Source organism: Nocardia sp. NPDC004278 (assembly GCF_053602975.1).
Genome location: NZ_JBSGEQ010000020.1, coordinates 82872 through 107884 on the forward strand (window position 1 = coordinate 82872; position 25013 = coordinate 107884).

At 65.8% G+C, this 25013-nt stretch carries 23 protein-coding genes and 1 pseudogene; 9 read left to right on the plus strand and 15 right to left on the minus strand.

The features are described 5' to 3' along the window. Positions 1–91: 91 nt before the first annotated feature. From ACWEO2_RS27380 to ACWEO2_RS27390, 3 genes are all read left to right on the plus strand, one after another. On the plus strand, positions 92–1165 hold the full coding sequence (locus ACWEO2_RS27380; RefSeq protein ID WP_452407933.1) for a D-alanine--D-alanine ligase family protein: 1074 nt from the start codon (positions 92–94) through the stop codon (positions 1163–1165). Then, positions 1162–1713: a cysteine peptidase family C39 domain-containing protein gene (locus ACWEO2_RS27385; protein ID WP_452407934.1), complete on the plus strand. Its 552-nt coding sequence runs from the start codon at positions 1162–1164 to the stop codon at positions 1711–1713. Before ACWEO2_RS27380 ends, ACWEO2_RS27385 begins: the two co-directional genes overlap by 4 nt. 75 nt (positions 1714–1788) lie before the next feature. Beyond that, entirely contained in the window at positions 1789–2580 is a 792-nt protein-coding gene (locus ACWEO2_RS27390; protein WP_452407935.1) for a hypothetical protein, read from the plus strand. A gap of 361 nt (positions 2581–2941) precedes the next feature. On the opposite strand, the gene ACWEO2_RS27395 is transcribed toward ACWEO2_RS27390, so the two are convergent. Next, on the minus strand, positions 2942–3097 hold the full coding sequence (locus ACWEO2_RS27395; RefSeq protein ID WP_452407936.1) for a hypothetical protein: 156 nt from the start codon (positions 3095–3097) through the stop codon (positions 2942–2944). Positions 3098–3236: 139 nt separating this feature from the next. Here ACWEO2_RS27395 and ACWEO2_RS27400 point away from each other — a divergent pair, with 139 nt between their 5' ends. Continuing rightward, on the plus strand, positions 3237–4013 hold the full coding sequence (locus tag ACWEO2_RS27400; RefSeq protein ID WP_452407937.1) for an NAD(P)H-dependent oxidoreductase: 777 nt from the start codon (positions 3237–3239) through the stop codon (positions 4011–4013). A gap of 352 nt (positions 4014–4365) precedes the next feature. Here the strand turns inward: ACWEO2_RS27400 and ACWEO2_RS27405 are convergent, their stop codons facing one another. The 4 genes from ACWEO2_RS27405 to ACWEO2_RS27420 all read right to left on the minus strand — a co-directional run bounded on the left by ACWEO2_RS27405 (position 4366) and on the right by ACWEO2_RS27420 (position 9058). After that, entirely contained in the window at positions 4366–4851 is a 486-nt protein-coding gene (locus ACWEO2_RS27405) for a YbhB/YbcL family Raf kinase inhibitor-like protein (RefSeq protein ID WP_452407938.1), read from the minus strand. Between the two features lie 244 nt (positions 4852–5095). Continuing rightward, entirely contained in the window at positions 5096–6499 is a 1404-nt protein-coding gene (locus tag ACWEO2_RS27410; RefSeq protein ID WP_452407939.1) for an aspartate ammonia-lyase, read from the minus strand. A 13-nt stretch (positions 6500–6512) separates the two neighbouring features. Then, positions 6513–7580, minus strand: coding sequence for an asparaginase domain-containing protein (locus tag ACWEO2_RS27415; RefSeq protein ID WP_452407940.1), 1068 nt, complete (start codon positions 7578–7580; stop codon positions 6513–6515). Beyond that, positions 7577–9058 (minus strand): amino acid permease, encoded by a 1482-nt coding sequence (locus tag ACWEO2_RS27420; RefSeq protein WP_452407941.1) that lies wholly within the window; start codon positions 9056–9058, stop codon positions 7577–7579. The genes ACWEO2_RS27415 and ACWEO2_RS27420 overlap by 4 nt, the downstream gene beginning before the upstream one ends. Positions 9059–9264: 206 nt before the next feature. Here ACWEO2_RS27420 and ACWEO2_RS27425 point away from each other — a divergent pair, with 206 nt between their 5' ends. Next, complete coding sequence (locus ACWEO2_RS27425; protein WP_452407942.1) at positions 9265–9942, plus strand: FadR/GntR family transcriptional regulator; 678 nt, start codon at positions 9265–9267, stop codon at positions 9940–9942. A gap of 271 nt (positions 9943–10213) precedes the next feature. On the opposite strand, the gene ACWEO2_RS27430 is transcribed toward ACWEO2_RS27425, so the two are convergent. The 6 genes from ACWEO2_RS27430 to ACWEO2_RS27455 all read right to left on the minus strand — a co-directional run bounded on the left by ACWEO2_RS27430 (position 10214) and on the right by ACWEO2_RS27455 (position 14120). Beyond that, entirely contained in the window at positions 10214–10951 is a 738-nt protein-coding gene (locus ACWEO2_RS27430) for a Mut7-C RNAse domain-containing protein (RefSeq protein ID WP_452407943.1), read from the minus strand. Positions 10952–10959: 8 nt separating this feature from the next. Beyond that, complete coding sequence (locus tag ACWEO2_RS27435; RefSeq protein ID WP_452407944.1) at positions 10960–12117, minus strand: FIST signal transduction protein; 1158 nt, start codon at positions 12115–12117, stop codon at positions 10960–10962. A 248-nt stretch (positions 12118–12365) separates the two neighbouring features. Beyond that, positions 12366–12695 (minus strand): ScnB, encoded by a 330-nt coding sequence (locus tag ACWEO2_RS27440; RefSeq protein WP_452407945.1) that lies wholly within the window; start codon positions 12693–12695, stop codon positions 12366–12368. Beyond that, entirely contained in the window at positions 12692–13402 is a 711-nt protein-coding gene (gene scnC / locus ACWEO2_RS27445) for a thiocyanate hydrolase subunit gamma (protein WP_452407946.1), read from the minus strand. Before scnC ends, ACWEO2_RS27440 begins: the two co-directional genes overlap by 4 nt. Continuing rightward, positions 13399–13698: an SH3-like domain-containing protein gene (locus ACWEO2_RS27450; RefSeq protein WP_355182828.1), complete on the minus strand. Its 300-nt coding sequence runs from the start codon at positions 13696–13698 to the stop codon at positions 13399–13401. The genes scnC and ACWEO2_RS27450 overlap by 4 nt, the downstream gene beginning before the upstream one ends. Continuing rightward, positions 13695–14120 (minus strand): hypothetical protein, encoded by a 426-nt coding sequence (locus ACWEO2_RS27455; protein WP_452407947.1) that lies wholly within the window; start codon positions 14118–14120, stop codon positions 13695–13697. Before ACWEO2_RS27455 ends, ACWEO2_RS27450 begins: the two co-directional genes overlap by 4 nt. 456 nt (positions 14121–14576) lie before the next feature. Between ACWEO2_RS27455 and ACWEO2_RS27460 the strand changes: the two are divergent. Next, positions 14577–15230, plus strand: a pseudogene (locus ACWEO2_RS27460) (dienelactone hydrolase family protein); the annotation flags it as partial. Positions 15231–15296: 66 nt separating this feature from the next. Here the strand turns inward: ACWEO2_RS27460 and ACWEO2_RS27465 are convergent. Then, positions 15297–15854, minus strand: a complete 558-nt coding sequence (locus ACWEO2_RS27465; protein ID WP_452407948.1) for a DUF2165 domain-containing protein — start codon at positions 15852–15854, stop codon at positions 15297–15299. A gap of 310 nt (positions 15855–16164) precedes the next feature. On the opposite strand from ACWEO2_RS27465, the gene ACWEO2_RS27470 reads away from it, so the two are divergent. The 3 genes from ACWEO2_RS27470 (at position 16165) to ACWEO2_RS27480 (ending at position 20272) form a co-directional block, all read left to right on the plus strand. After that, entirely contained in the window at positions 16165–17391 is a 1227-nt protein-coding gene (locus ACWEO2_RS27470) for a hypothetical protein (protein WP_452407949.1), read from the plus strand. Positions 17392–17897: 506 nt separating this feature from the next. Continuing rightward, positions 17898–19334 (plus strand): short-chain fatty acid transporter, encoded by a 1437-nt coding sequence (locus ACWEO2_RS27475; protein WP_452407950.1) that lies wholly within the window; start codon positions 17898–17900, stop codon positions 19332–19334. 281 nt (positions 19335–19615) lie between these two features. After that, the gene (locus ACWEO2_RS27480) at positions 19616–20272 is read left to right on the plus strand and encodes a hypothetical protein (RefSeq protein WP_452407951.1); all 657 of its coding nucleotides are present in this window, start codon (positions 19616–19618) and stop codon (positions 20270–20272) included. A gap of 153 nt (positions 20273–20425) precedes the next feature. Here ACWEO2_RS27480 and ACWEO2_RS27485 read toward each other — a convergent pair whose 3' ends face one another. The 3 genes from ACWEO2_RS27485 to ACWEO2_RS27495 form a co-directional block, all read right to left on the minus strand. Further along, positions 20426–21166 (minus strand): SDR family NAD(P)-dependent oxidoreductase, encoded by a 741-nt coding sequence (locus tag ACWEO2_RS27485; protein WP_452407952.1) that lies wholly within the window; start codon positions 21164–21166, stop codon positions 20426–20428. Positions 21167–21577: 411 nt separating this feature from the next. Beyond that, positions 21578–23035, minus strand: a complete 1458-nt coding sequence (locus ACWEO2_RS27490; RefSeq protein ID WP_452407953.1) for a dihydrolipoyl dehydrogenase family protein — start codon at positions 23033–23035, stop codon at positions 21578–21580. Positions 23036–23362: 327 nt separating this feature from the next. Next, positions 23363–24859, minus strand: coding sequence for a WS/DGAT/MGAT family O-acyltransferase (locus ACWEO2_RS27495; RefSeq protein WP_452407954.1), 1497 nt, complete (start codon positions 24857–24859; stop codon positions 23363–23365). Positions 24860–25013: the final 154 nt, after the last annotated feature.

Sequence of the window (25013 nt, forward strand, 5' to 3'; positions counted from 1 at the left end):
CGCACACGATTGGCCACGGGTTGTTCTCAAACCGTCGCGCCTCGGACCTGTGTTCCAGAGATCACCCTCAGTCATCCCGAAGGAGCCGGACATGATCAACGTCCCCGCGAATCTGAAGAGCGTGCGCGTCGCAGTCCTGTACGGGCCAGTCTCAGAAGAGGATCGCGTCTACATTCGCAACACACCGCACGAGAAATGGTCGCTGACTGCGATCATGGAAACCCTCACCGAGTCCGGTATCGACGCCGAACACCTCGACCCGACCGCCCCCGATTTCGTTGAGCGGGTCCGCACGTTCGACGTCGCATACGTGAACGTCCACGGTCCCTGGGGTGAGGACGGCCGTCTTCAAGGTCTGTTGGACTACCTGCACGTGCCCTACACGTCGTCGGGTGTTCTCGCGGGCGGTATCGGTGCGGACAAGCTGGCCTCGAAGGCAGTGTTCAACTACGTCGGCATCCCGACACTGCGCGACTCCGGGCTGATCGTCGAATCGGCAATCCCGGCGTTCCCGATGCCCGCAATGCTCAAAGCGGTCGACGGCGGTTCCAGCGTCGGGCTGCAACGAGTCCAGACCCTGACCGAAGCCGCCAACGCGGCGCACCGATTCCGTGAGCGCGGATTTCGCCGATTCTTCCTCGAGGAGTTCGTCGTCGGTCGTGCGATGACGGTTGCGGTGCTCGGCACCCCGACCGGGCCGAAAGCGTTGCCGCCGTTGGAAGTCCTCACCGAACGCGATTACTACGACGAGGAAACCAAGCTCGGCGGCGGCGATGGTCCAGCGGTTACCTATCAGGTTCCCGATGATCTGGCGTCGGCCACCCTCGACGCAATGTCCTTCGGTGCGCTGGCGGTATACGGATTCCTGGAGTGCCGTGGCGCGATCCGGATCGACTACATGGTCGATGCGGCTGGTGTGGCGTACGCGTTAGAGGTGAACACGACTCCGGGTGTGCAGCGGCACAGCAATCTGCCGGTTGCGGCCCGCGCGGTCGGAATCGGATATCGGGAGCTGATCCTGATGCTGCTCGCGGACGCGATCGAGAACGGGGTTCGTCCTCCGTGGGTGGTCCGATCGTTTGTTGAGCAGCACCGCGGCCCTTCGCCCCAGCTCGAGGCGGCGTTGCCCTACATTGGGCTGGCTACCCTGGATCGAATGGAGTGAGATTGCACCGCCTTCCGCTGGATGTCCACCGGTTCCCGCAACACTTCACCGACGACGAAACCGACGACCCTGGTTTCCCTTGGCCCGATGGTGGCCCACAGACATGGGGTGATCGGTGTTGCGGCATTGCGTGCCTGCGAATGCTGCTCCGGTTCCATGGCCTGCCGGTGCCGCTACAGCGTGAACTACTCCGAGAGGGGTTGGACACCAACGCGTATGCCACCGGGGTGGGCTGGACACACGCCGGACTGGTCGCGCTGGCCGCACGGCACGGCCTTGCCGGTACTGCTGAAGCGGTCGACCGTTCCACGCTTCAGGGTATGGCCGCTGACGGCGTACCCAGCATCATCTCGTGCACGTGGCAACTGCCTGAAGACGGACGTAAGGGCGGGCACCTGATCGTGTTTACCGGCGAGGCAGACCGCGACGGTGACACCGTCGCGGGATTCGCCGACCCGTCCCGATGGGGTGCTGAGCATTCGGAGGTTCCGGCGCGACGGTTCTGGGCGAGCTGGACCGGGCGCGCGATCATGCTGCAACCGGCCTGATCCTGGGCCTAACGCTTCACAACGCGAACACCCTGACCGCGATCGGGCCACAGATCCGAGTTCGAGCATGTCGTCGTGCAGGCGGACCGCGCGGTGACTCTCGACGCGCAGCGGCCGCACCGCGTCGGGGGCGGTGGGCAGTTCACCGATCCGCGGGTGATGTGCGAGACTCACTGGGCCGCAACAGGTATCGGTAAGAACGCGAGGAGTCAGGTGTCTTTCGAGCAGTGGAGCACACGTTGGGAATCGGTACCGCTGTCCGAGGCAGTAGAGCGCTACGACATAAGTAAAGCCGCCGACAACCGCGCGGAGGACCTGGAAGAACTCTTCGGGGAGGAGCCGGAATGCTTCTTCGTTCACCAGGGTGACCTGACCGTCGACGGGGCGTTGTCGATAGGAAACAATCCCGGTCTGGCGGAGGACACCGTTTACGTCATCGATGGCGACCTGACGGTCAACGGGCCGATGCGCTTCTTGAACGGAGACGTCTACACGCCGCTTTATGTCACCGGCTCGGTCACCGTGCAGCACCTGATGTGCCTCCTGGACAGCAATCTCTTCATCGGCGGCTCGCTCACTGTCGGGGGTCTGCTGATGACGGAACTCTCCGATATGGGAATGCTCGTCGTACACGGTGCCGCTTCAGCGAGCGCGTGGTTCGAAACATGGGACAAGGGCGAGGTCATCTTCGTCGATGATCTGCAGGCCCGTCGGCTGCGGGTGTCCGAGGGTGACTACTTCGAACACTCCGACGCGGATGACGCGGCCGACATCCTGTTGCCCGAGTTCCTGGACGGCGACCTCGAAGACGCCGCGGAAAAGCTCTGGGCCGCCGTAGTTGAAGGACGTCCGCTGCTACGCCCTTGATTCATCCTGGTTCGATAGGCAGCCGCGGGAAGAAAACCTCATCGAGCTCGCTGCCGACGGCACCATCCCACAGCCTGAGATCAGTGCACCCGACCGACGCCACCCCGAAGCGGGTCGGCGAGTAGATCTTCCGGAAACGAACAACGCCGCCACTTCACTAGAAGGTAGCGGCGTCAGTGTCCTACTCCACGATTTCGAATCACCGTGTTCTGGTAAGACATCCAAGGTGGACCTACCGCAGCCGAGCCAACCACACCCACAAGGCCCGCCACGTCACTACCGACCTGACAAAACCCGCACATACCCTGCGCAAACTCCCTGCCCACGCCGCCCGCTGTTGCTCACTACCCAAGGCGAGCACTTAAGGAGTGCGCAACCAACATGTCACCCCGGACAGGTGCGCCACCTCCTCCCGGCGCAATCCCGCGACTCGACGGCGCGAATCGGTGGCAATGCCGACCGACCCCGGATCCACCCGGGATCGCCGCGTGCGCAGGAAGTCGGAGAGATCGTCCATCCCTCCAGTATTGCCACGGGTTCGCGGGCCGAGGGTGGTCCTGCCGGTACCAGGAAGTCCCGTCCGATGGATGAAGCGTCTCTGAACAGCGGGCCCGCCGACTCGCAGGATCGAACACATCCGATCCGAAGGAGCAGCAATGCGAACACTCATCGTCCACGCCCACCCAGAACCGCGGTCGCTCAATGGCGCCCTCAAGGACATCGCGGTCACCACCCTGCGCGAAGCCGGGCACGAGGTGCAGGTCAGCGACCTGTATGCGATGCGATGGAAGCCGTCGGTCGACGCCGACGACTTCGGTGGGACGAGCGGCCCGCTGCGAGTCGTCGAAGACTCCGGTCACGCGTACGACACCGCGACGCTCACCGCCGATATCGCGGCCGAGCAGGAAAAACTGCGCTGGGCCGATACGGTGATCCTGCAATTCCCGCTGTGGTGGTACTCGATGCCCGCGATCCTCAAGGGCTGGGTCGACCGGGTCTTCACCTTCAACTTCGCCTACGGCGTCGGCGAACACAGCGACACCCGCTACGGCGACCGCTACGGCGAGGGCACCCTCGCGGGCAAGCGGGCCATGCTGGCGGTGACGATCGGTGGCCGTGAACCGCACTACACCGACCGCGGAATCAACGGCCCCATCGACGATCTGCTCTTCCCGATCCAGCACGGCATCCTCTACTACCCCGGTATGGACGTGCTGCCGCCGTTCGTGACATACAGCGCGGATCGGGTATCGCCCGCGGACTTCACCGATGTAGCCAAGGCATGGGAGCAGCGGTTGCTATCGATCGAACAGACCGATCCGATCGCCTTCCGCACGCAGAACGGCGGCGATTACGAACTGCCCGCCCTGCGCCTGCGCGAGGGTCTGGAAGCCAAGGGCCGCACGGGTTTTGGACTGCACGTGCGCGCTTGATCCGCGAATCGCATGGCATGCCCATCGGCGGATCACCGGGCACCCTGCGCCGCTGCCGGTGCGGTCACCGCAGCTGGGCCGGCACCGCCGCGGCGATATCGGTACCCAATGCCGCAGGTGTCGACGGCCGGCGCCGGGCTGCCCCCGGCGCCCGCTGTGGCGACATCGATATCGAACGACGCATCGGCCGCAACGGCGACCGTGATCGTGCACCCTGCCTCCTTGCCGTTCGGGAGCGATTCCCGAATCCGGACGGCTCGCCGTCCCGCTACGGATGTCTCCGTCGCACCCGGTGCGGGTGGTACTGCGCTCGGGCCGATTCGCACGCCGACCGGTCGGGCTCGTTGGCGAGTCAGCGGGCGAACAGCCCGACGAGGGTGCCGCTGGCGATGACGTGGTCGGTGATATCCGATCGGACCACATCGGCACTGGTTTCCTCGGTGAACTCGAGCGGTTGGTCGAGTGCATAGAGGCGGAAGAAGTACCGGTGCGGGCTGTCGCCCTGCGGCGGTCGCGGACCGCTCCAGCCGATTTCGCCGAAGTCATTGCGACCGGCGACGGCCCGGGGCGGTGCCGCTTGCGCACCGACTCCGGTCGTAGTCGGTGCGATCCCGGTCAGGACCCAGTGGGTGAACACGCCACCAGGCGCGTCCTGGTCCTCGCACAGCAGGACCAACTCCGCGGCATCGTCGGGGATGCCGTGCCACTCCAGCGGCGGGGATACATTTCCGCCGTCGTATGAGTAGCGCTCGGGAATTGTCGTGTGGTCGCTGAATGCGGTACTGCGCAGCTCGGCCCGCACCGGGGTCCGTTGCGCGTGGCTACCAGGATTCGGCATCGTCTTCCTCCCGTTCGATTGTGCTTGCGTTGCCCGCGGGGGATCGGAGCGCGGCGGTCGCGCTCGCCGAGCAGCGGCATTGTGCGAGTTACCACTGAGCGACCCGCTAAACCGCCGCGCTGGGCGATCGATCATCGGGCACGCCAGAGCAGCGCCAGCTCATCGGCCGTGTCGCGAATCTGATCCTCGGTGTGGCATGCGGTGACGGTTCAGAGGTACCCCTGCGGCGGCACGTCGTCCCAGGTCATGGCCGCGAAAGTCCGGCGAGGCGGTGCGGTGCCAGCAGGGCTTTCACGGTGTCGGCCGAAAGCAGGCCGAGTTCGATGGCGATCTCCTCGACGGGGCGGCCGGTGTGCAATGCCTGCTTGGCGATTCGGGCGCTGGCGGCGTATCCGATGTGTGGGGTGAGGGCGGTGACAATGCCGATCGAGCGCCGGACGCCCTGTTCCAGATGTTCGCGGTGCGGGGTTATGCCCGTGATGCATCTGGTCGCGAGGGTGTCGACGGCGGCGGTCAGATGTGCGGTGGTGCGCAGCATGCTGTAGGCGATGATCGGCTCGAAGGCGTTGAGCTGGAGCTGTCCCGCCTCGGCGGCCATGGTGACGGTCATATCGTTGCCGATGGCCGCGAACGCGACCTGGTTGACGACCTCCGGGATGACCGGATTGACCTTGCCTGGCATGATCGAGGACCCGGCCTGGACCGGGGGAAGGCTTATTTCACCGAGGCCGGTCGTCGGCCCCGAGGACATGAGCCGCAGGTCATTGCAGATCTTGGACAGCTTGACGGCGACGCGTTTGACGATCCCGGAGACCTGCACGAAGGCGCCGCAATCCTGGGTGGCCTCGATGAGGTCGGCGGCCGATAGCACCGGAATACCGGTGAGTTCACTGAGATGGGTGCAGGCCAGCGCCGGATAGTCGGGGTGGCCGTTGATCCCGGTGCCGATCGCCGTGCCACCGAGGTTGCATTCGCGCAGCAGCGCGGTGCCCTCGCCGAGGCGCGCACAGTCCTCGCGCACCATGATGGCGAAGGTGCCGAACTCCTGCCCGAGCGTCATGGGTACCGCGTCCTGCAGCTGGGTGCGGCCCATCTTGATGACATCGGCGAATTCGATTGCCTTGCGGTCGAATTCGGTTGCCAACCGGCCCAATGCGGCGACCAGGTCGTGGATGTGGTGCACGACGGCGAGTTTCACCGCGGTCGGATAGACGTCATTGGTGGACTGGCCGAGATTCACGTGATCGAGCGGGTCGAGTTCGGTGTAAGTGCCACGGTCGTGGCCGAGCAGTTCCAGCGCGCGGTTGGCGATGACCTCGTTGGCATTCATATTCGTCGAGGTCCCGGCCCCACCCTGGACGGGATCGATGGGGAATTGGTCGTGCAGTGCGCCGCCGCGGATCTCGTCGCAGGCGCTATCGATCGCGTCGGCCCGGCGCGTATCGAGCAGGCCGAGGTCCCGGTTGGCGCGGCAGGCGGCCTGTTTGACCGCGGCCAGCGCGGTGATCAGGGCCGGATAGTTGCCGATGCGGTCGCCCGTGATGGCGAAATTGTCCAGCGCGCGGGCGGTGTGGACGCCCCAGTAGACTTCGCGCGGTACCGCTCGGGTGCCGAGGGAATCGCGTTCGGTGCGCGTGCTTTCGATCATCGATAGCTCCTGTTCAGTTGTGCGTCGGATTCGGGATCGACTGTGTCGCATGATGATTCGAGAGTTCGCCGAGCAGATTGGCAGTCATCCACCGGCGCAGCCCGCTACCGGACATACCGAGGTCGACCAGATACGCCAGCTTCGCGAGCGCGGCCTCCCTGGTCATATCGCCACCACCGATGGCACCGGCGGCGCGCAGGGCCCGGCCGGGCTGATAGCGGTCGAGATCCACTGTGCCGCTGTCACAGTGGGTGATGACGACCACGGGAGTCTCGCGTGTGGTTGCCGCCCGGATGGCCGCCGCCGTGGCGTCACCGTGCAGCGGCAGCGTGCCGGAGCCGTAGCATTCGAGGACGAGTCCGCCGCGATAGTGGCGCAGTGCCGCGTCGAGCAGGTCCGGATCCATTCCGGGGAACACGGCGAACAATCCGACCGGTGGGCTGTCCGCGCGCGGCCGCCGCTCGGGCAGCCGGGGCGGGGTCGGCGGCGGTGTGAATTCCCGGACCGTGGTGAATCCGTCGTAGTGGTCGCACGCGCGTTTGCTGGCCCGCACGGCGGGATGCAGCGATGTGCCGAATGCGATGTACGTTCCCGGAACTGGTTGGGCGGCAATGTGGTTCAGCGCCAGGGACAGGTTGCTCCCGGCATCGCTACCTGGCCGACCCAGCGGGATCTGGGCGCCGGTGAACACGACCGGCACATTCAGATCGTGCAGTTCGAATGCCATCCGCGCGCCCACATAGGCCATCGTGTCGGTGCCGTGTACGACGATGACCCCGTCGGGGCGCCGGTGCGCAATACCGGAGCGCACCCGTTCGGCGATTCGGCGCGCGGTGCCGGCGCCCGCATCGGCGCTGTCGATGACCTGCTCGAGCTCGGTGTACTCGAATCGCACCGCGATGCCGCTGGTGCGCTCGAATTGTGTGACGACATCGGCGATCTCACTGCCGAGGCCGCGGCGGGGTCGCAGACCAGCACCGTGATCGACCATCCCGAACGTGCCACCGGTGTAGAGGATGTCGACAGTGACCGGCGAAAGAAGTTGCGGCGCAGTCGCAACCGGTAGCTCGCGAGCGCTCACCCGTGCACCGATCCGTCCGCGGCGGTGCCGGGCCGCTCGATGGGGGCGAGGACATCCGGATCGAGCCGTCCGCGAACCCGGAACCAGCCAGCGACCATGGCGGCGACGACGAGCAGGAACGCCGCCAGGGTGATGCGGCCGATCTCGTCGTCGAAGAACATCAGCACGATCACTGCGAGCAGGAAGCCGAGTGTGAGAATGTTGAGCACCGGCGCGAACGGCAGCCGGAAGGCGGGCCGGTCGTAGTGTCCCTGCTGGGCTCTGCGCACGAAGATCCAGTGGCAGATCATGATCGAGGCCCAGGTGCCGACAATGCCGAGTCCGGCCAGATTCAGCACGATCTCGAAGGCCTTGTGCGGCATGGCCAGATTGAGCACCACCCCGGCAATGCCGACCACGCTGGTGATCAGGATCCCACCGTACGGTGCGCCGCTGCGATTCATCCGCTGCGCGAAGCGCGGCGCCGCGCCCGCCACCGCCATCGAACGCAGGGTGCGTCCGGTCGCGTAGAGCCCCGCGTTCAGGCTCGACATCGCGGCGGTGAGCACCACCAGATTCATTACATCGCCCGCGTGCGGGATGCCGACCGAGCTCATCACCGTGACGAACGGACTTTCACTGGGGGAATAGGCAGTCCACGGCAGCAGCAGTGTGAACAGGATGACCGACCCGGCGTAGAACAGGATGATCCGCCACATGATGGAGTTCACCGCGCGCGGCACCACGGCCCGGGGATTATCGGATTCGCCCGCCGCGACACCGATCATCTCGGTACCACCGAATGCGAACACCACCCCGAGGGCGATGGTGAGCATGGGCGCCAGGCCGCGCGGGAACAGCCCGCCGTGGTCGGTGATCGTGGAAATGCCGGCGACGTTGTCGCCCACCGATGTTCCGGTGACGATGAACCCGACGGCCAACGCCATGAATACGACGATGGTCCCGACCTTGACCAGCGCGAACCAGAATTCCAGTTCGCCGAACAGCCGGACCGACACCACATTGAGCCCGACGACGACCATGAGCGCGATCAGCGCGAGCACCCACTGCGGCACGGGTACGAAGAACGACCAGAAGTGCGCGTACAGCGCGACCGCCGTGATATCGGCGACGAGCGTCGTCGACCAGTTCAGGAAGTACAGCCAACCCACCGAATACGCGCCGCGTTCACCGAGGAATTCGCGGGCATAGGAGACGAACGCGCCGGACGACGGCCGGTACATCACCAGTTCGCCGAGCGCGCGGACCACCATGAACGTGAAGATCCCGCACACGATGTAGACGAGGGCGAGGGAGGGACCGGCGAGCGCCATTCGGCCGCTGGCGCCGAGGAACAACCCGGTGCCGATCGAACCGCCGATCGCGATCATCTGCATGTGGCGCTTGCGCAGCCGCTTCTGGTAGCCGAGGTCGCCGATATCGATGCGCGGCTCGGGCGCGGCGGCGGTGGCTGTCGACTGTTGTTCGTGGTCGTGCATCGAAACCCTCCATGGGCCGGATCCAGCCTCCGCAGATGGGCGGGCTCAGCGCTGTTCGGAACGCTCAGAAGTAAGGCTGTCAGGCTGTAAGACAGGTTGACTGTAATGGGGGTCACAGCGACTGTCAACGCCGGGTTCGTCGGTGGCCGTTACCCGCTGGAACAAGCATTTTGACGTCGTATCGCGGAAGTCTCCATACTGGTCGCGTGACGGTCGAAGAGGGGTACGTGCAGCGCATCGGCGCCACCGAGGCGGTCTTTCGTCGGCTGAAGAGTCTCATCCAGAGCGAGGACTACGCGGTGGGCGACCGCCTGCCCGCGGAGCTGGCGCTGGCCAAGCAGTTCGGCGTGAGCCGGCCGGTGGTCCGTGAGGCACTGCATGCGTGCGCGATCCTCGGACTCACCGAAACCCATACCGGCCGAGGCACTTTCATCCTCTCCAAGAACGCCGATACCCAGCCGACCTTCGCGGGTGTCGGCGCCGATGACCTGATCGAGGCGCGGCGGCTCGTCGAGATACCGGCTGCCGGTTTCGCCGCCGAGCGGCGCACGCCGGACCAGCTGCGGCTGCTGTTCGAGATCCTCGACAAGCTGGCGACGGCCACCGATGCGCACGACTGGGTGCGCTACGACGGCGAATTGCACACCGCCATCGCGGCGGCCAGCGGTAACACCATGCTGGCCGCCATGGTCGCCGACACCCGCCGCGCGCTGGACCTGCAATCGGAATTCCTCAATCTGACCCAGGACCGCCGCACCGATTCCGACCACGAGCACGATGCCATCGTCCGCGCCATCGAGGCCGGTTCGCCGGAGTCCGCACGCGCCGCAATGACCGATCACCTGGAGCGAGTGGCCGCGACGGTGGCCCGCATCGGCGCCTGAGCGCCAACGCTCCGTGCGACCGAACCAGCTCGGTGATATCGCTGCTCACCAAGCCCGCCGCACCGCTTCCGTCGCTACCGGACTTCGGCCATCGCCGCCAGCGCCGCGACGATAGCCGATGACCGATGACAACGTCAGCGGCTACGCACACGCCACCGCGTTCGTCGCGATGGCACCGGTCGGCCGAGGCCGACGAGCGGGTGCAGCACATCTGGTTCAACAGTAGATTCCGGCCGCGGTGTCGGTATCGAAATAGCCCGGCCGCCCGGTGTCAGGATCGAGTCAGCTCGCTGCGAATCTTCTCCACCGTGGCATCGAGCCGACGCTGGTGCGAGCCCTGCCAGTAGACCCGCCCGCAGCCGCGGCACTGCCAAAACGTGTCGTAATGGCGCCGGGTGAGCGGTTCGAGCAGAGCTTCGACCTCGGCTTTGGCGACCGCGACGACGGCGCCACCGCAGCGCAGGCAGCGGGTGAACGGTGCAAGTTGCTCGCCGAGGTCGAGCCGCCGGATCACCTCGACGATCTGATCGACCGGCCGGTCCGAGCGGATGTACACGCCGTGAGTTACGTTGCGCCGCTTCAACAGTCCGCGGTCGCGGGTGAGCAGGATCCGGTGCGCGGCCGCCGACAGTTCGGCGAGTGCGGCATCGTCGGCGTCCCATGGACAGCGCACGTCCAGGCCCATCAGCCGCATCAGCTTGGCGAGGCCGCCGAGATTGACATCGGCGACGAAGCGCGGCTCGCGCAGCGGATGTGGGCGCACCCTGGTGACCCGGCCGATATCCAGGCTCTCGAACACCGGATAGGCGGTGATCCGATCGCCGTCGTGCGGACGCCGGTCGAAGGCCACTGGTTGCCCGTTGACCAGTACCAGGTCGACCTCGGTGTGCGGGATGCCAGCCGCCTCGATGACGTCCTTCACGGTCTGGTGCGGACGAAACTGTCTGCGCTGCACCGTGTATCGCTCGCCGGGCCGGAGGAAGTCGTTCAGCTCGGCGTAGACCCGCATGTCGACGCTCATTCGGTGAAGACCGCCATCGACGCCGTGAATCCGTGCAGCGCATTGCGGCCCGCGATGGGACCGATCTCGCCCGCGGCGAAGAAGCCGGCGAGCGGTATGCCGTCGAGCAGGTCCTCGATGGTCGCGGCGTCGTGGTCGGCGACCCCGAACATCCGCCGGCCGCGTCCGTTGCAGGTGAACAGCAGTGCACCGGCCGGGCGGCCCGGCAGATCCGTACCCATGTGGACCAGGGCCGCCCGCAGATCCTCGTCGGCCCCGACCGCGTCGCGGACCTGGAACTGCACGGTCGTACCGACCTCGATGAGCTCACCGATTTCGATAGCGCCGCTGGACGGGTCGGCACCGAGGAGGCCACGGATCAGGAAATCGCCCTGTCCGGGCGTTGCCAGGTGTTCGTCGACCACGATTCCGATCTGCAGCCCGCGCGTCACCAGTTCCTGTTGGTCGGGTGGCAGCGCCTCGACCATTTCGCGCAACCGATCGAACGGCGGGCGGCCACCCAGTTCGGTGATCAGTGCGCCACGCGCGCCGGTGACGATATATGGGTACCCGATCGGTCGGCAGCCCTGCGACACGATGGGGACACTGTGCAGGCCGGGCAGTCGGACGCCGACGGCGCCGGAGGTCACCACGTCATGGTCGCAGAACAGCCTGCTGCCGCCGGGCCATTGCGCACCGCTCACCAACCCGCCCATCACGATGGTGCCGGGCAGATCCGCGTTCAAATGCTGCAGCAGTATGTCGGCGGGGAAGGAGAACGGGTCCGGCAGCAGCAGATGGAAATCGCGTGCGGCTTTGTCGAAGCGGTAGCCCGCGAGTAGCCCGCCGGCTGTTGTGCGGACGAAGTCGAGCTGGAAGGTCTCGGCGGCGGCGGGCAATCCGGATGCCAGCCATACCGCCACCGCGGGCTCGTCCTCGATCTCGCGGCGACCCGCCACGATCGCCTGCGCCACACATCCGACGAGTGCGGGCACCCGCACCGCCTCGTGGACTCCGGCGAGTACGGCCGCGGCCTCGTCGGTGTGTGCTCGTGACGCCAGTAGCACAGCAAGTGATGGCGACTCGCCCGCGATCTGGTCGCGTGCGATCGCTGCGGCCTCCATGCCCGCCTGCCGCGCTTGCGGCGCGGTGGAGAGTCCGACTCCGATCCGCACCCCTCTATCCTAGCGACCGCTATAAGAGTGTAGGAGCTGTTGTCGCACAACAAATTTCGGTCAACGCGGAGTTCGCCGCCACCGCGTCGGAGTGGTGGTGGGTGTCGAGTGCGTGGTAGTGGAGGTGCCTTTGGTCCTATTGGGAATGCCGAGGTCGAGGTCACCGCCCGGCCGAGCTATACCGTTTCGGAACCATTGCGATCCCGGCCGCTCGCAACCGCTCGGACACCACGAATCCGCAGGAGGGGTTAGTCCCGGTTGAACCGCGTCCGAACCGCCTCCATCCGCATCCGCAGTTCCTCCGGGGTGATCAATCCACGATCCATCAGCGTGTGCGCCGTGACCACGACCGATCGGGTCCGTACCGGAAAGTCGTGGTAGATCGTCTCACCGAGCGCATCCTCGGCATGGCGGCGTTCCAGGTTGTCCAATGTACCGCGCCAGGACAGGCATTCGCAGGTTGCCTGCATGCTCGACTCCCACGGGTCGGGCTTGCGGTCCAGCTCCGGCAGGGTGCGCTCCCTCTTGGACGCGGGGTCCAGCGTATCCAGCAGGACTTCGTACGGACCGTTGTTCATCGCTGCCCGTCCTTGCCCGTGGCGGCCTGGACCTGGTTCGGCGGCACCTGTGCGGTCCAGTCGACCCGGGGCAGTGCCACGCCGATCATCGTGTCCCTGGTGACGATGGCCGCGAGCTGTTCCTCGGTCCAGCCCTCGGTGCCCTCCGGGCGCATCGGCATCACCATGAAACGGGACTTCTGGTTCGAGTCGTGCACGCGGACCTCGACGTCGGGCGGGAAGTGCAGGCCGAATTCGGCGAGCACCTCCCGGGGCCAACGCACCAGGCGCCGACGGTAGTTGGGGGTGCGATACCAGTCCGGAGACATCCCGAGAACCGGCCGCGGATAGCACGAACACAGCGTGCACACGATCACGTTGTGCACCTTGGGCGTGTTCTCCAGCACGTAGAAATAGGTGTAGTCGCTCGGCGTTCCGGAGCCGGTCGGGTCGCGCCAGTCGATGCCGACTTCCTTGCACGTCTCGGTCCCGTCGGCGAGCAGACGCGCCTTGAAATCCGGGTCCGTCCACGCCTTCGCGACCAGTTTCGAACCGCCGTGCGGACCGACCGATTCGGCCCATTCCGAGAACCGTCGGTGGTCTTCCTGCGAGAACAGGCCTTTCTCGATGGCGAGTTCGCGAACCGCGGTCTCCAGGACCTCGAACTCGCTGATCTCGTCGCTCGTCTGGATCGGTGCGTGCGCCCCGTGATCGTGGGTTCGACTCACTTGCCATCCTCCTCCGCTGGTTCGAGCCAGTGCTCGGACACCTCCGTCTCCAGGGTGTCGACGTCGAAGCCGGTGTAGTTGGGCCACAGGTCCATCTGGCGGAACCGCACCACATAGAACGGTTCGAAGCGGCCGTTATCGCGTCCCCATGCCTCGTCCTCGGGAATCACCCACTCGGGCCGGTTCTCGACGACGACACCCGTTCGTCCGCGGGTGTAGGCCTGGGTGCGGGTGTGAAACATTGATGTCGCGTCGCGCACCCGGACGCGATCGCCGATCTGGTATTTCCTTGTCATGTCCGCGTCGCCAGCCGTGCGCGTACCTCATCCAATTTCGCCGACAGTTCGTCCGGGGTGATCAAACCCTTGTTGACCAGGCACTTCGCCGCGACAGTCGCCCAGCGCGCGTAGTAGGGCAGACCGAAGTACAGCGTCGCGCCGAGGTCGTTCTCGGCGCGACGGCGTTCCTCGGAATTCCACACCCCACGCCAGCCGAGGCATTCGCACGTGACGTAGGTGTTCATCTCCCAGGGTTCTTCGACTTTTTCCTGGTATTCGATTGGTACATCCGGCTGTCCGCCGACGTCGTGCAGGACGTGCCGCAGCGCGGCGAACAGTTCATTCGAAATCTCGTACGGCGAGTCCAGCGGCGTGCGGAACACTGGAGCGATATCTGCAACGCGACTTTGCATTTCGTCGAATCGGTTCGGTGAACTCATGAGGTCTCCGTAGTGACGGATCCGGCTTCCCGACAGGGTGATTGCATACGACGCACACCGGCTATCGAGCAACGATGCCCGAGTGCCGAACGAACCCCTTCACTCGCCGAGATGGGCGTGTGAACGAGCGCCATGGAACTCCAATAGGGCGACTGGTTCGACGATCTGGCACAACGAGACTGGCGACAGGAGCTGTGACCCCTGTCACAATTACATGATCTTCTTTGAGAGCGTACACGCCGAGATCGGGTTGCTGAAGACGTCGCTCCGGGCTGCGACCACCCGGGTCACCACCGCCGCGGGAGGTGGTGACCCGGTGTCGCAGACCCCGGCTCAGTCGTCATCGGGAGCCTGAGCAGTCAGCATGCCGGACGCGACCATGCCAACCCCTTGTGCATGACCGAATCGTCGGGTAGTCCGGATACCAGGAGGTGTTCGATGCAGTCGTTTGCATCCGATCCCTTGACACGGACAGACGAGGTCATAGTGCCGTCGGATTCCATTCGGCTGGCGGGGATACTGGCCGTCCCGCAGAACGTCACCGGTCTGGTCGCCTTCGCGCACGGCAGTGGTAGCGGTCGGCGCAGTCCGAGAAATCGGTTGGTCGCCGATGTTCTGAATCGTGCGGGACTCGCGACGATGCTGGTCGACCTGCTGACCGCGGACGAAGAGGGAGATCGTGCCCGCGTTTTCGATATCGAGATGCTGGCCCATCGGCTCGTCGAGGTGACCCGTTGGTTGCGCACGCGGTCGGAGCTGAGCGAGCTTCCCACTGGGTATTTCGGCGCGAGCACCGGAGCTGGTGCGGCGCTGTGGGCAGCCACCGAACCCGGCATCGAGATTGCCGCCATTGTCTCTCGTGGCGGCCGCCCCGACCTGGCCGGTCCGCGGTTGGCGCTGGTCCGCGTGCCGACGCTGCTCATCGTCGGTGGTAACGACCGGCGAGTGCTGGAGCTCAATCAGCAGGCCCGGCTGCGGATGCCGTGTCCGAGCGAGATCGACGTCGTACCGCACGCGACGCACCTGTTCGAGGAGCCCGGCGCACTCGAGCAGGTCGCGGATCTGGCCCTCGACTGGTTCCGCCGCCATCTCAGCGTTGCGAGCGCCTGAACACCTGGTCCACCGCGGTGGCTTTCGTCCTCGACTGCGGCTTTCTGTCCTGCGGCTGCGCCCGCGTCACGCGGGCGTATCCCGCGCTGTGTTCGAGTCCGGAAGGTGGACGAGGATTAGGCCGACGGCGGCGATCAGGAAGTTCTGCAGCGCCGCCGATGATGCGTTCACCTGCTTGTTGGCCCACATCCGGAACCATTCGCCCGCGATCGTGAGGAACCCGCCCGCGAACAGCAGCATTGCCATGGTCCAGCCCAGGCTCGACAGTTTCACCGCCGTGTCGAGACCCGCTCGAAGTCGGCGCGGCCGTCCGGTCAGTACTCGGCCCCATACCGCTGCGGCCGCCAGCAGTACGAAGGCGATCAGAAACTCCCAGATCACAATCAGGATGTAGGCGATGAGGGCGACGCTGCTATTCGTGATCGCTCGCCAATCGGTTCCGGCATTGTGGATCGTCGATTTCATCGACAGCACAGCGGCGACCGCGTTTCGGTTGGTATCGGTGTCCACGCAGTTGGTGAATGCGACGAACAGGTAGTAGAACCCCGTGATCGTCGCCAACGTCGCCACCGCCATCCGACGGCTGCCCACAACGTCGAGAATCCTTGTGCCGCTGGGTTCCATATGACCTTCCTCGGATCGACTGGACTCCATGTTCGACCATCCGAACCACTCGAATGGGACGAGGAGACTTCATGGTTGGGAAGGACGCAGGCGGGCCAAGGGCGCGGTGACGGCACCGAATCTGGTCCCACTCGGCGTGCCGAAGCGGCGATCTGCGGAAACAGGTGAACGCTGTTGGTCGGGAACGCGGAAGCCGACCGTGCTGGCGATATACCGGAGGAAGTCGGGCAGACGTGCAGTCGGTTGACGCGTCCGTTTCGAATGACAGAGGAGAGTCCGGAGAGTCCTTACCGAGTAAAGGGTGTTCGGCATGGCCACAGTGGGGATATCAGCGGAGCGGACGGTGGTACGCGGGGTCGTGCTGGCGGACGGGGTACCGGAGATCGTGTCGTCTGCGGCACGGTCGCGCCCGCACGAAGATGAGGTCGGCGCTGCGATCGCTGGCGTACTCGACGGTTTCGCGGAAGTTCTGGGTGACAGTGCCCAGGTCGAGGACATAGCCATCGTGTACCGGTCGGTGGTCGAGCGGCGGTTGATCGTGTCGCAGTTGGCGGGCGGACGATGGGCGTCATCGTCACTGGTTTCGGAGCGGTCGGCGCTGGCAGTGCTGACCCGAGAAGAGCCGGGGCTCGACGAATTCGGCACGGTGCTCGTATTGGAGATGGCGGACGGTCACACGTCATTCGTGCTGCTCGGACCGGATCGGGAGGCGGTATCGGCATCGGGCTCATGGGCTTATGGCACTGTCGACGCCGATACCGCGGGTCAGACGATCGGCCGGATCTTGCCGATGCTGGATTCGGTCGACATGCGACCGGACGCGGTCGCTGTCTGCGGTTCGAGTGCGGCGGATCCCGATATCGCGACCATGCTGGTACTCGGATTCGAGGCGCCGGTGATCCTGGTTGCGGATCCCGCCGAAGCCGCGGCGCGCGGTGCGGCGTTGATCGCCGCCCAGCGGCTTCGAGATCTACCGGAGGTGGTGTCGGCCGATGGCGGACGGACCCGGCGACTGCTCCTGGGTGCTGCCGCCGTCGCGACCGTGCTGGGTGCGTCCGGAATCGCGGTGGCGCAGATCCGCGACGACCATCCGTCGGAGGTTGTCAACCGGACCACGGAATCGCTGCCGCCGGGCATGTCCGTATCCGTCGCGCCAGTCGCGCCGATCACGGTCGAGCCCGCACCGACCACAGCCTCGTCCGAACCCATCACCATCGAACCGACGTCGGCCGCGAACTGGTCGATCACCGTGACCCCGACGCCGGCGCACCGCCCGCCCAGCACCGCCTCTGCCCCCACATCCGAAACCACGGACCCGCCCGAACCAACCACCACCACGACCTCCGAGTCGCCGACACCGACGTCGACCACCACCGAGTCGTCGACGCCGACCTCGACCACCGTCGATGCGCCGAACGGCGACTGGCTCTTTCCCGGTGAATCCCCGCCACCGCCGTTGAACGCGGATCCCGCCGTCATCCGCGCCTGGTGGGATAACCATTGGCGGTTGCAGCAACGTTCGCTCGGCGGCGGCTAACCCACGGCCACCGTTGCGGACGGTGTGCACAATACGCGGAATCCGCTCCTGTCGATCGGCGAGTAGCTGGTGCGGCGGCGACCGTCTCGGCGGCCGGAGGCGGAGCGTGGCGCCGCATCGCTGATCGCCTGTGCTGCAACATAACCCCTCCGCATCTGCCCTCGGTCGATTCACTTCGGTTTGTGCTTCGAAATTGGCTGTGCCGCTGCGCTTCCCGAAGTCGATGCGATGGAAAACGTTACCCGTCACCAAAATTGGCTGAGGTCACGGAGGCGTTGCCGGACGGGCAGCTCACGGATCCGAGGCCCGTCGGATAAGCGCGACGCAGGACGCGCTGCTAATTACTTGTCGAGTGCGAGACCACCGACAGTTTCTGCACTTTTGCAGATGGTACCTGCGCATTTCCCTATTGCCCGCACACAAATTGGCACCAATACTGACCAACCGAGCTTGTGCGGTGCGTCACATGCGCACGTGCAGTGTGTGGAAAGAAGAGGGATAACTGGATGACGTCCACCATCGAAGAAGCCAGCTCCGAAAAGGGCCTTGCACGGGTCGCGCAGTCGCTCGCCGGGTGGACGGAGAAGTGGTTCCCGGACGCCTATGTCGTCGCACTCGCAGGCGTATTCATTGTGGCCGCCGCTGCGCTGGCCAACGGCTCGTCGCCACAAAGGGTGGTAAACGCGTTCGGTGATGGCTTCTGGGATCTGACAGCTTTCACTCTTCAGATGGCCATGGTGGTGCTCACCGGATATGTCGTCGCCACCTCCCCGCCTGTCGCCCGGCTGATCGACCGGCTGGCCACCGTGCCGCAAACCGCTAGCAGCGCAGTCGGTCTCGTTGCGTTCCTTGCCATGTCGGTATCGTTTCTGAACTGGGGACTCAGTTTGGTTTTCGGCGGTCTGCTGGCCCGGGCGATCGCCCGTCGGACCGATCTGCGTGTGGACTATCGCGCGCTCGGCGCCGCGGCGTTCATGGGGTTGGGCGCGGTGTGGGCGTTGGGAATATCCTCCTCGGCCGCGCAGCTACAGGCCACCGCGGGCTCGCTGCCCCCGGCACTGCTGAAGATCACCGGTGTCCTCGACTTCGGCAGCACGATCTTCACGTGGCAGTCCCTGCTCATGTGCGCCATCATCATGGCGCTGACCGTGGTGGTCGCGCACTTCTCGGCGCCGAAGGGTGCGGCCATCAAGACCGCCGAGGACCTGGATGTCGATCTGGACGACCAGCCCGCGCAAGTGGCGCCACGCTCGCGGCCGGGGGAATGGCTCGAGTACAGCCGTACCCTGCCGGTCCTGGCCGGCCTGATGACGGCAGGCTGGTTGATCTCCCAGCTCGTCACCAAACCGGTACTCACCGTTGTCAGCAGCCTGAACGGCTATCTGCTCGTCTTCCTCATGCTCGGCCTGGTGCTCCACGGAACGCCGCGCAAGTTCTTGCAAGCCGTCTCGCTCGCCGTACCCGCCACGGCTGGCATTCTCGTCCAGTTCCCGCTGTACGCCGCCATGGCCGCGATACTCACCAAAGCGAAGGGCCGGGGCGGACTTACCGTCTCCGAGCACCTCGCGGAGTTCTTCACGAACATCGGCGGCGGTGGCGGCTTTGCCATCGTCATTGCCATCTACACGGTGGTGCTGGGCGTCTTCGTCCCGTCCGGCGGCGGAAAGTGGCTGGTCGAAGCCCCCTATGTCATGCAGGCGGCGACCGATGTCCACATGAACCTGGGCTGGACCGTCCAGATCTACAACGTGGCCGAGGCACTGCCCAACCTTGTCAATCCGTTCTTCATGCTGCCGCTGCTGGCAGTGCTCAAACTGCGGGCGCGAGACCTCGTCGGTTTCACGTTCCTGCAGTTCATTTTTCACTTGCCAGTGGTATTGCTTCTCGTGTGGTTGCTCGGAAGGACGTTCGAATACGTTCCGCCGGTTTTGCCCACCCCGTGACCTCACCTCGGTCGGCGCCCCGGCTGTGGTCGGCGTCGAAACAAACGTCGGATGCGAACGCGGATACCGGAAGCGTCCTGCGGTGTCGGAGCAGGGCTTTCAGCCGCCCCGGCCGAGGTCGCTCGGGCGAATCGCATGTGTAGTTGTTCGCGGACCTGGTCCGGGGTGTAGGCACGGCGGCGGCGCTCGGCGCGCACGATCACCACCCCGGTCGCGACTACACCGGCCGCACCCGCCAATCCCACTGCCTTCCACCACCTCATACCGCATAGGCTACGGCCATGACGGGTACGGGCATCGGTCTCGACCGAGCACTCGAGCTCACCAGAACCGGCGATATCTGGCTGTTCCGTGGTCATTCGGCCGCCGACCGCGCGATCCGGATGACGACGAACAGTCCGGTGAACCATGTGGGCATGTCGGTTGTGATCGACGATCTGCCCGCGCTGATCTGGCATGCGGAACTCGGCCGATCGCTGCCCGATATGTGGTCGGGAGTCGTGCACCGCGGCGTCCAGCTGCACAATCTGCGCGATGCCGTGCTGGTGTGGGCACACCGCTACGGTCAGCAGACCTGGCTGCGCCAGTTGAACCGTCCGGCCACCCGGGAGATGGAGGACAGCCTGCTGCGCACCATCGCCCGACTCGACGGCACCCCGTTCCCATCCACCGCCGCTCTCGCCGGACGCTGGCTACGCGGCCGGGCGCGCCTGCCGCGCAACAAGTCTCGCCAGGCTGCCGCCCAAAAATTCGAGAACGCGTACTGCGCGGAAGTCGTGGCCGCGACATACCAGGAGATGGGACTGCTGTCGCGGCACCACAGCCCCAACTGGTACGACCCTGGACGCTTTTGGAGCGGAGATAGACTGCAGCTGAGCGGCGGCTACGAGCTGGGCGGCGAAATACCCGTGCAGACACCGGCCGAGACCAATTCCTGACCAACGAGTTCCGCGACGTCAAATGCCGAATCCGCGGTCGCACTGAACTACTGGCAGAAGACTGGTGCCGGTCCCAGCCGCGGGCCGGTTCCGGCTGGTCGGTGGCTGCGACTCTCAGCACGACCCACCCGCCCTGCATGGACCGGTGCCCGGTCAGATAGCGGTGCGCCCGCCATCGACCGGCAGGATCGCACCGTAGACGAAGTCCGCCCGGCTGTCGGCCAGGAAGGCGATGGCTTCGGCTATTTCCTCCGGCGTTCCCGGTCGTCCCGCCGGTGTGGTCGCCGCCAGCTCGTCGAAGCCGTCGTATGCCGCGGTGCCCTCGGTACGGGTGGGTCCGGGGCTGACCGCGTTGACCCGTACCCCGCGGGACCCGTATTCGGCGGTCCATGCCTTGGTCAGCAACACCACGGCCGCCTTGCTGGACCCGTACAGGCTGCTCCCCGCAATACCGAATTCGGCGGCCATGGTGGTGACGTTGATGATCGCACCGTGGCCGCGCGCGGCCATCTGCGGGGCGAGTTCGGCGACCAGGAAATACGGCGCCTTGACATTGATGGCGTACACCGCGTCGAAATCGGCTTCGGTCATCTGTTCCGTCGGACCGGACGGATAGCTGCCCGCATTGTTGACCAGCACATCGACCTGGCCGAGCCGGGCGACCGCGTCCCGGGCCAGTGCCCGCGCGGATGCCTCGCCCCGCAGATCCGCCGGGATGAACACGGCGGTTCCACCGATTGCCTCGATCTCGGCGACCACCGCCTTACCACGCTGCTCATTGCGCCCGGACAGGGCCACGCGGGCACCGCGCCGAGCCAATGTCAACGCGGTGGCGCGACCGATTCCGCTGGTGCCGCCGGTAACCAAGGCCGAGAGTCCAGACAGTTCCGACATCACATCTCCTCATTTCGTATTCGTCGAATCGATCCATTCGTCCGGCGTCGGGTATGTCGCCGACACCGCAGTCCGTTCCAACCGAATTCCGCTGCGGGACATCACGGTTCGCCATCGGTTCTGCCGCTGGCGGCGATAAGCAGAACCTGCAGCGGGTCGGGAAGCCGCCGCCGAATCCGGCGTTGACAGCAGATGCGGGTTCGCACTTCGCTGTCGACCCGCATCCCGTCCATCCACCGGAGTGGTTCGTCATATTCGTATCGGCGCCCACATCTGGCCCGGCGGAGCACCGAACTACCGGGCCTGGCGCGATGCGATGTCTTCCGCTACGACCTCAGCCCCCTGAAGGAACTACTCGCCTGGCGAGACGGCCGTTGACACGCACCGACACCGATTTCAGGCAGCCGGGAGCTAGCCTCGGTAGGCCTCTAGCAGGCGCAGCCACACCTCGCTGATGGTGGGAAAACACGGAACGGCATGCCAGAGGCGGTCGATCGGCACCTGACCCGCCACGGCGACGGTGGCCGAATGCAACAATTCGGCCACTCCCGGACCGACGAAGCTGACACCGAGCAGATGGCTGTGGTCCAGATCGACCACCATGCGAGCCCGGCCACGATATCCATCGGCATACAGGTATGCCCCGGCGACCACATCGCCGATCTCGACATCCACGACCCGCACGCGGTGTCCGGCTCGCTCGGCTTGCTCGGCGGTGAGCCCGACCGCGGCGGCTTCCGGATCGCTGAAAACCACCTGCGGCACCGCACCGGCATCGGCCGTCGCGGTGTAAGCGCCCCACTCGCTTGCGACCACCGGCTTTCCGGCCGCACGGGCGGCGATCACGTTGCCGATGATTCGTGCCTGGTATTTGCCTTGATGGGTGAGCAGCGCGCGGTGGTTGACGTCGCCTGCCGCGAAAAGCCAGCCGTCGTCGACACCGCGCACCTGACAGCTGTCGTTCACATCCAGCCAGTCACCCGGCGGCAGTCCGACGGTATCCAGACCGATGTCGTCGGTGTTGGGCAGGCGGCCGGTGGCAAATAGCACCTCATCGGTCTCGATCTCGGTGCCGTCGTCCAGCATCAGCGTGACCGGGCCCTGCGGCTCCGGGCGCCGCACCGCGCGGACGGACACACCGAAGCGAATCTCGACACCATCGGCGGCGAACCGATCGGCCACCAGTTCCCCGACGAACGGTTCCATCCGTGGCAGCAGTCGCGGCGTGCGTGCCAGCACGGTAATCGCGGCGCTGAACCCGTGCCAGGCGGTGGCCATCTCCACGCCGACCGGGCCGCCGCCCACCACCACAAGCCGGGCGGGGACCTGGCTGCTGTCGGTGCCGTTGCGATTTGTCCACGGGCGCGCCTCGGCGATACCGGGCAGATCCGGTACCGCCGCCCGGCTGCCGGTGCACACCGCGACCGCCTGCCGCGCCGCGAGGACCACCGGGTCGCCGGCTTCGGTGCCGACAGCCACCCGCCGGATGCCATCGAGGCGACCGTGACCGCGGAGCAGCACGGCGCCGATGTTCTTCACCCAGTCCGCCTGCCCGGTATCGTCCCAATCGGTCACGTAGCGGTCGCGGCGACCGAATACCGCGGGCACGTCCAGCGCACCGGAGACCGCTTGCCGTGCCCCATCGACCCGGTGCGCGTCGGCCACCGCGATGACCGGACGAAGCAGGGCCTTACTCGGGATACAACCCCAATACGAACATTCACCGCCGACCAATTCCCGCTCCACCACGGCGACGCTCAACCCCGCGGCGCGGGCGCGCTGGGCGGCGGTCTGGCCCACCGGACCAGCACCGAGGACGACAACGTCGTAGGTGTCTTCACCTTTGTGTCCACTGTTTGCCGGAGTCATGCTCAGCCTCCTCTCCGTCGAATGCACCACATACAGACGACGCACCGGATACCAGCGCCCGGTCATATTGTCTGCCTATCGCCGACAGGCCATGGACGGAATGGGGCACAGCGCGAATCGCGTGAAGTGCCATGCCGCCGGAATCGGTCCGGGCATCGAGCGCTGGGGTGGGCGCGGCCGTTGACGAAGGTGAGGCCGGCGTCGGAGCGAGTGCCCGCAATTTGCTGGAGCGGGGCCGCGGCCTCGAACGCGGCGAGCCACTTGGGGACGGCTCGATGGCCAGGGCCTACCTCAACGACTCCACCACCTGGCAACCCCGACGAACTACTAGGCGCAATCGACTAGTTCGGCGAGCGCGTCCTGTAAGTAGGTGGCGAAGTTCCAGACGTCCGGGATGGCGTCGGTGCAGGCGAGGATGCCGAAGTCGAGGTGGCCGTTGTAGGACATGACGGTGATGTTGAGCGGGCCGGACAGATCGGTGAGTACGGAGATGGGGTAGCTCCCTGCCACCCGAATTCCCCCGGCGTACAACGGTATCTGCGGTCCGGGCACGTTGGAGACGACCATATTGGCCAAGGGGAGTGCGGGGGCGGCGACGCGCAGGAGTAGGCGGGTGGCCAGACCGTGCAGGATCTGCGGTAGGGCCGCGGTGGCATAGTGCAGCAGGGCCGGTGGGGTGGTTTGGAAGCGGTCCTTGGCGGCGAGCATTGCGGCGTGGGTGAGTTTCATGCGGTGCTGTGGGTCGTGTTCGCCGATCGGTAGTTCGCACAGCATGATGGAGAACTGGTTGCCCGCGGTGCCGAGTTGGTCCTGGGTGCGCACCGATACCGGGATCGCGGCCACGGCCGGGTCGTCGGCCGGTGCGTCGTTGTCCAGGAGCCAGCGGCGAAATGCGCTGGTGCACAATGTCATTACCACATCGTTGACGGTGCCGCCGAAGCTGTTCTTGATCTGTTTGACAGTGTCGAGCGGTAGCGAGACGAAGGCGAAGGACCGATCGGTGCCGTTGGGGCCGTTGCCCGGCAGTGCGGGATTTACTTTGGGCATGTCGGTGAGTGCGTTCGGCAGCATCGGTCCCAGGCGCAGCGGCAGGCGTACTCGATCGGCCTGGCGGGTCATCGTGTGTGCGATGCCGCGGCCGAGAACTTCGGCGGGATTGGGCGTTCGTGCCAAGCGGAGCCCCTCGGGCGGTGGCGGCACGGGCTGGGACTCGGGCACGATATCGAAGACTGCGGCCATGACCTCCGCTCCGGACACGCCATCGATCAGGGCATGGTGCACCTTGGTGTAGATGGCCTGTCGGCCGTCGGCCAACCCCGAGATCAGGTGGCATTCCCATAGTGGTCGAGTTCGGTCGAGCGGCTGCGCGTGCAGGCGGGCGGCGAGATCGGCCAGCGCCACGTCGGTCGAACCCTCGGGCAGGCGCGTATCGCGCACGTGATATCCGAGGTCGATGGTGTCGCTGTCTTCCCAATAGGGGAGGTCCAGACCCAACGGAACAGTGCGCAATCGCCATCTCAGGGGTGCGATCAGATGTAGTCGGCCCGCGATCAACCGGCGCAGTACCGTGACATCCAGCGCGTCACCCGTGGTGGGCGGTTCCAGCAGCGTGACCGACCCGACGTGGAGCAGCATGGTGGGTGATTCGGCATTGAGCAGCAGGACATCGAGCGAACTGAGCTGCCGGGATGGCCCGTTGTCGGGCGATAGCGGAATCTTTTGCGACGGTGTCGCTCGGTCAGCGGATGTGCCACTGGTGAGTTGGCCCGGTGTCATGATGCGGGCTTCCAGGTGTCGGGCGGTTTTCAAGTCGGCGTGGAACATAGGGACTCCGCGTTGTCGCTTGGTTCGGGACAGACTGCCGATTCAGTTCAACGGGCGGTGTGATGGTGCCGCGACGCATTTGTGGTCGGTCGGTATCTGCGGGCGCTGCGAACCGTTCGAGCCGCTCCGCTCTTCCGGTGATGCCGATGCGTGT